Annotated in this window: 5 protein-coding genes; 3 read left to right on the forward strand and 2 right to left on the reverse strand. The window is 65.4% G+C overall.

Annotation, left to right across the window (positions count from 1 at the left end; genetic code table 11):
* A partial coding sequence (locus VGI62_RS13175; RefSeq protein ID WP_331504953.1) for an MMPL family transporter occupies nt 1-979 on the reverse strand: 979 nt, incomplete at its 3' end.
* A 939-nt stretch (nt 980-1918) separates the two neighbouring features.
* Between VGI62_RS13175 and VGI62_RS13180 the strand changes: the two genes are divergently transcribed.
* From VGI62_RS13180 to VGI62_RS13190, 3 genes are all read left to right on the forward strand, one after another.
* Entirely contained in the window at nt 1919-3265 is a 1347-nt protein-coding gene (locus VGI62_RS13180) for a divalent metal cation transporter (protein ID WP_331504954.1), read from the forward strand.
* A 191-nt stretch (nt 3266-3456) separates the two neighbouring features.
* Entirely contained in the window at nt 3457-3900 is a 444-nt protein-coding gene (locus VGI62_RS13185) for a nuclear transport factor 2 family protein (RefSeq protein ID WP_331504955.1), read from the forward strand.
* A 279-nt stretch (nt 3901-4179) separates the two neighbouring features.
* Nucleotides 4180-6504, forward strand: coding sequence for a CHASE3 domain-containing protein (locus tag VGI62_RS13190; RefSeq protein ID WP_331504956.1), 2325 nt, complete (start codon nt 4180-4182; stop codon nt 6502-6504).
* A 453-nt stretch (nt 6505-6957) separates the two neighbouring features.
* Here the strand turns inward: VGI62_RS13190 and VGI62_RS13195 are convergent.
* Nucleotides 6958-7180 (reverse strand): hypothetical protein (locus VGI62_RS13195; protein ID WP_331504957.1); only part of this gene is annotated, 223 nt, incomplete at its 5' end.

Below are 7180 nucleotides of genomic sequence, written 5' to 3' on the forward strand. Positions count from 1 at the left end.
GACCCACGGTGACGAGGCCTGCGGCGGTGGTCAGCAAGAGGCCGGCGAAGGTGGTGGCCAGGATCGCCGCCACCAGCTTGAAGGACCTCACGGCGAGCCACAGCATGACGAGCACCGCCAGCACCATGGCCCCCGACACCAGCCAGGCGCGATCGGCGAGGGAGGAGAACTCCTCATCGGAAAGTGGGACCGAGCCCGTCAGGCGAACTCGCACGCCATGGCCTGAGTCCAGGGCGAGGCTCCGGACGGCGGCGCGGATCGCGTCGCTGGCCGCCACGCCGGGCGTGAGGTCGCCGTAGTCCAGTTTCGGGCGGATGACGATGAAGCGGCGCTTGGGCGCGCTCAAGGGGCCGCCGGTGGCGCCGACGAGGCCCTGCCATGAGAAGAAGGCCGGCTTGCCCGACGCTGCAGCTTCAAGGCTGTCCGCAAGGGCGCTCAGCGGCGTCTCGACGGAGGCGATCGGCGCCTGACCGGCCTGCACGCCGTCCGCCAGCGTTGCGATCGCAGTCATGATCCCGCGCAAGCTGGGGTCGTAAGCCATGGGACCCAGAAACGGCTGCGACGAGACCAGTCGGTTGACGGTGTCCTGGACCTCCTTGGTCGGCAGAAAGAGCAGGCCTTCGCGGGCGAAGTACGGGCCGCCGTCCGGTCGCTGCACGCTGCGGAACAGCTTGGTGTTGGGCGTCAGTCTGGCCGTCAGGCTGGCCGCGGCGGCTTCGGCCAGCTCCGGTGTTGCGCCATCGATCACCACGACCGTGGAGTCGCCGTTCTGCGGGAAAGCGGCGTCCATCGCGAGCTCGCGTCGGCGCCAGGCGACCTTGTCGGAGATGAGCTTGGCGGTGTCGCTGGTCATATCGAAGTGGCCGACCACGAACCACAGCGCCGCGACGCAGAGGGCCATCGCGCCGACCACTGTCACCCAAGGGTGCTCGGCGGCCACCCGGACGGCGGACCGGATCGGGCGAGATGTTATCGGCACGGGTCGGCCTCCACGCGATAGGATCGGCGCCGCAAGGCGGTGTTCACCACACACTTAGGACACACAGCCAAGGCGCGCACCCGTCAGCCAAACGGCAATCGCCCCTGGCCCAGCGCCCTGCGCAGATGGCTGGGCGACCGGCCGCGACCCGCGGGAATCTCACTCAATGGACTTCTCCCGGCCCCTTGTGCGCCTAAATTGGGGTCACGGGCAGAGCGAGGGAAAGGCATGCGCCGGTGGGTGATCGCGATTGCAGCGGTGGCTTGCACGCTGTCCGCCTGCCATCAGAAGAGTTCCCTCTATCTGGAGCCAGGAACCAAATCTCCTCCGGCCCCGCCCGAAACGAGCCCGCCGCCCCCGCCGCCCCCGTCGCCTGCCGGAAAGACTGCGACGGCGCGAAAACCCTAGCGAGGCCCACCCCTATGCGTTCCGCCGTCGCGGCTTGCTCGGTGGGCGGGAGGGGTCCTTGGACGGGAGCGGTTTGCTGACGGGAACCGCATCGACTTCGATCAGGTCAGAGGACGCATCTCCGAGATGGCCGAACAGCGACCGGATTTGGCCGCCTCCGTTCGCGATGAGGTTGCCAACTCAGGCGTTGCCCACGCGCTCAACGACAAGCTGGGGGCCGCGTTTGTGGACCGGTCTGGGTGGGTCGCGGTTCAATTGGATCGTGCCGCCTCAGCGGACTAAGGCCGAAGGGGCCCAAGGTCGCGCGTCCGGCGCGGCCGCGCACCGCCGCGATCACCAGGCGTAACCACCGCGCGGTATATCAAGAATTCCCGCAACAAATGACGTTTCTAGGCGACCTTGCTATGTTCCGGGACAGGGGGGGAGGGCTCAGGACATAAGTTTTGGCTTTGGCGGTCGAACGGACCGCGCCGTCAGACCGATGGCCTAGGTCCAACTTCCTTCCCGCTGTCCGCAAGAATGAGGTGCCGCTTGGCTGCCGCGCCGCGAGATGACGCAAAGCCGGAGGCTTCCGAGGCCACGCCGGGGCGGTGGTGGCGCGGCCCGTTCCGACTCTTCAGGGTCCTCGGTCCCGGCGTGATCACCGGTGCGGCGGATGACGATCCGTCGGGTATCGCCACCTATTCCCAGACCGGGGCGCAGTTCGGCTTCGGCCAGCTCTGGACCGCCCTCTATCAAATCCCGCTGCTCCTCGCCGTTCAGGAAGCGTGCGGCCGCATCGGCGCGGTCACCGGCAAGGGGCTCGCCGGCGTCATCAAGGAACACTACTCGCGGCGGGTCCTGATCGGCGTCGTGTTGCTGGTCGTTGTCGCCAACACCATCAATATCGGCGCCGACATCGGGGCAGTGGCGGAGGCCACGGCCCTCGTCGTCGGCCTGCCCACCTGGGCCCTGGCGTTGTTGACCACGGCCGTGGTCCTGCTCTTGGAGATCTTTGTCAGCTACCGGACCTACGCGAAGGTCCTCAAATGGCTGGCGCTGGCGCTGCTGGCTTACCCAGCGACCGCGCTGATGGTCCATCAGCCGTGGGGCGAAATCCTCCGCGCGACCGTCGTGCCCCACATAGAGTTCACCTTCTCATTCCTCTTCATCATCACCGGCGTCTTCGGTACGTCGATCTCGCCCTACATGTTCTTCTGGCAGGCCTCGGAGGAGGTCGAGGAGGAGATCGCACGAGATGTGCCCCTGCAAGGGAACGGCGAACCTCGCCTTCCCAGCGGCTTCATCTCGGACATGCGGCTCGACACCACGGCGGGCATGGTGGCGTCCGAGGTGGCGCAGTGGTTCATCATCATCACGACGGCATCGGTCCTATTCCGTCACGGCGTGACCAACATCAACACGGCCGCAGACGCGGCCAAGGCGCTGGAACCCCTCGTCCGCTCGTTCCCGAACTCCGGCCAGCTCGCGCGCAACCTGTTTGCGGTGGGCATCGTTGGTCTGGGCTTGCTGGGCATCCCGGTTCTCGCCGGCTCCGCCGCCTACGCCCTGTCAGAAGCCTTCGGTTGGAAGGAAGGTCTGTCACGGAAGCTGAGTGACGCGCGCGGGTTCTACGGCGTGATAACGGTCTCGACGCTGGTGGGGCTTTCGCTCAATTTCGTGGGCATCGACGCCATGAAGGCGCTCGTCTTCACGGCGGTGTTCAACGGCGTCGCGGCCGTGCCGCTGCTCTTCCTGATCGGCCGCATCAACGGCAATGCCGGCATCCTCGGGACCAACCGGGGCGGGCCCCTCTCACGCACTTTCGTCTGGATCACCTTTGGGGTGATGGCGCTCTCGGGCGCGGCCTTGCTCTACACAACCGTGGCCCCGCATTGAGCGCCCCGCACCGCTAAGCCCTCTTATTGCCCAATCACCACCAGGTCCGCTCAAGCGGCCTCGGGGTTCGAAAGCAGCAACCCTCACCGCAATTTCTGCCAGGCGCGGACCCGAAGCTTAGCCGTAGACGTTTCATGGCCCTGTCGGCATGCTCCGGTTTGGCAACTTTGCCATTGGGGGGAGTAACAACCATGCGGTTTGTCATCATGAGTGCAGCGGCTTTGATGTTGGCGGGAGCGGCGGGGGTTGCTGCGGCCGCCGAGGACGTGAGCAAGACCCTCACCGACCTCGAGGCGAAGTGGTCGGCCGCGTCCCTGACGCAGGACGCCAAGGTAACGGACGCGATCTTGGCTCCGGACTGGGTGGGGCGAGGATGGAGCGGGAAGCAATTCAACAAGGCCCAGGCCATGGCGAACCTGAAGGATCCCACCAGCAAGGTCACCGCGATCAAGAACCATGACGTGGTGGTCCGGTCATACGGAACCGTCGCTGTGGTGCAGGGCTACGACGACGAAACGAGCAGTGAAAAGGGCAAGGACACCAGCGGGACTTACAGCTGGACCGACGTGTTCCAGAAGCGCAACGGCCATTGGGTGGCCGTCGCCTCCCAAACCACCAAGGTTCCCGCCAAGTAGAACGTAGGCACTTGAATTGGCGGTTGGCCTGTGAGCCAGCCGCCAATTTCGTACCGCAAGTAGTTTTGGCGCAAAGCGGGCGGCGTCAGGGCCGAGCGAAGGTCCCCTTGGGGTCGAAGGCGGCTACCTGGACCCGTTCCTCTTGAGAAATATCGAAGTGGTGTCCTAAGCTGTGCGCTGGAACTTCGGTCTAGACGATCTGCCGCTTGATCGCTTGCTATCGACGCTGAGATTCGAATTGACCGGCGCCTCGCGCGCCACGGGGGCGGGCAAAAGGTGATGGGCGAGACGAGCGCCGCAAGCCGCCCCGAAAGCAGCCGCTGGAGCCTTTCCGCCCTGTTATTGCTTGTGCTCGCAGGGCTGGCGGGCGCGCTTGTGCTGTTTGCGGTGCGCGCGAGTAGCGAACGCCTCCAAGCCGCTTCTTGGGAGCGGCATACCTACGAGGTGCTGCTCACAGCGCAGAGGCTTCGCACAGCCCTGGATGACGCGGAGACGGGTCAGAGGGGCTACCTGTTGGTCGGAGATGAGTCCTATCTGGAGCCCTATCGCGCCGGGCGTTCGCAGGCGCTCACGGAACTGGCCGAACTGAAATCGCTAACCCTGGACAATCCGGGCCAGCAACTCTTGATCGCAAGGCTGGCCGAGATCGTCGGCCGGCGCCTCGCGAGCCTCGACAGCGCCATAGTCCGGCAGAGGTCCGGGGACCACGCGGCTGCGGTGAATGGCATCCGCCAGGGCGACGGCAAACGCGTGATGGACCAGGCCCGAGCCACGTTGAGCCAGATTGAGGTCCAGGAGCAGCGCTTGATGACGGCGCGACACCGCGTGGTGAGCGAGGCCAACGCCCGAAGCCAGGCCTCGATCATTGCACTTTCAGGCCTTGGCGCGGTGTTGCTCGCCTTGGCGACCGCCGCAGGTGCGTTTTCGTTGCGCGCGTCGGACCGAGCGGGGGCCGCTGATCGGCTAAGGGCGGCGTCCGAAGACCTAGCCAAGGCCCATGCCTTCCTGCAGCTGGTCATCGACCAGAGCATCGACCCGATTTTCGTGAAGGATCGGAACGCCCGCTTCGTGCTCGCCAATGACCGGGCGGGGCAACTCTATGGTGCTTCCAGGGAACATCTCTTGGGCCGCCGTGCGGGGGATTTCCTGCCTAGCATCGTGGCCGACGCCCTTGAGGCGGCAGACCGGGAGGTGATGGGGACGGGACAGGCGCGGATCGTCGAAGAGCGCTTCGTTGAGCGTGGCGAGTCCCGTGTCTACCAGATTTCCAAGACCCCGTGGCGCGACGATGGCGAGGGTGTGGCTGGCATCATCGCCGTCGCCCACGACATCACCGATCGCAAGGCCGATGAAGACCGGTTGCGCCATCTGAGCGAGGTCCTGGAACATCGCGTGCAGGAGCGGACCCGGGAGATCGAGGCGGCCAGCGCTCAGGTGCGCCAACTTCAGAAGATGGAAGCTGTCGGCCAATTGACCGGCGGCATCGCTCACGACTTCAACAACATGCTGGCCATCGTGATCGGGAGCCTCGATATCGCTAGCCGCCGGCTGGAGAGCGATCCGCCAAAGGCAAGGGCCTGCATCGACAACGCGCTGGAAGGCGCCCACCGCGCGGCGAACCTGACCGCCCGTCTGCTGGCCTTCTCACGTCAGTCCCCGCTCGAGCCAGACGCCGTCGATCCCAACAAGCTCGTCGGCAGCATGTCAGAGATGCTGAGACGCACCATCGGCGAGACCCTGAAGATCGAGACGGTCTTGGCGGGCGGGATCTGGCGGACCTATGCCGACGCAGGCCAGCTTGAGAACGCCTTGCTCAATCTCTGTGTCAATGCGCGGGACGCCATGCCGGACGGCGGCCACCTCACCGTCGAGACATCCAATACCCATCTCGATGACGCGTACGCGGCGGTCCATCCTGAGGTGGAACCCGGGCAGTATGTCCTGATAGCCGTTACAGACACCGGCTCCGGCATGCCGCCCGAGGTGGTCGAACGGGCTTTCGACCCATTCTACAGCACTAAGGGTGCGGGGCGCGGGACAGGCCTGGGCCTCAGCCAAGTGTACGGCTTCGTCAAACAGTCCGGCGGCCATGTTAAGATCTATTCGGAACCCGGGCAGGGGACGTCGGTGAAACTCTACCTGCCTCGATTCACCGGCAATACCGCCGCCCGGACTTCAGACGCCTTGGCTGAACCCAAACCGCTCGGCGCCGCCACAGAGGTCATTCTGGTGGTCGAGGACGAACCGGCGGTGCGCAACATGAGCGTCGATGCCCTGCGGGAGTTGGGCTACACGGTCGTCCCGGCCGAGAACGCCACTCAGGCTCTGCAGCAGCTCGATTTGCAGCCCTCGATTAGTTTGCTGTTCACCGACATCGTCATGCCTGACATGAACGGCCGTCGGCTCGCCGACCAAGCGGTGGCGCGCCGCCCAGACCTCAAGGTCCTCTACACCACGGGCTACACACAGAACGCCGTCATTCACAACGGAACGCTTGATCCCGGTGTCGCATTCCTGCCCAAGCCGTTCAGCCTAGACAGCCTGGCGCGCAAAGTTCGGCAGGTTCTTGACGGAATGGGCGCCAACCGGCCGGCCAAAACCTAGTCTCTAAGCCTCGATGCCACACCAATGTGGCGCTCTCCAAGTTGCACCTCGGGGCGCAATAGGGACCACGCGGCGACGCTAAGCCTTCGCGCGTCAGGCACAAGCTCCAGCAAGGTGGGCGGTCTTTCGCTGCAACCCGCTGCAGTCCGTCCGGTTTCAGGCGCTCTCTGCAACAGACGGGCGCCACGGGCATGCCCAACATGGCGAGCCCGAAACCAGCGAATGAGATCAGCGCAGTGGCGACGCCCGTGATCGCCAGCGCCATTGCCAGATGAGCCTCTCCGCCCAGCGCCGAGCTACCCAGGGTGACAAGGGTCGGGGCGAAGCCGAAGCCGACGATCGCGCCGATCACGATGAAAGTTGGCGGAGGTCGACGCTCACCTGCGCGAGGTGAAAAGACGTCGCGGCGAACTTGTCCGGCTGATCGACGAGATCGAAGCGAAATAGAGCTTATCAACTGTAATGCTGGTCGGGCGAAACGCGCGGATCACCCGCGATGGCGCGGCCGCCCTCCAGCCAGGCGATCAGGGCTGACGACAGGGCGGCCTCCACCTTGGCGCGGTAGCGGGCGAGATCGGCCTCGGCGACCTCGCCCTTCCAGCGGCCGTTGGTGGCCTTGTGCAGGAAACTCCTGTGGCCGCCTTCCAAGCCCATCTCCATGCCAGCCAGCAAGCGG

Origin of the sequence: Phenylobacterium sp. (assembly GCF_036495085.1) — a bacterium.
Lineage (GTDB): Bacteria > Pseudomonadota > Alphaproteobacteria > Caulobacterales > Caulobacteraceae > Phenylobacterium.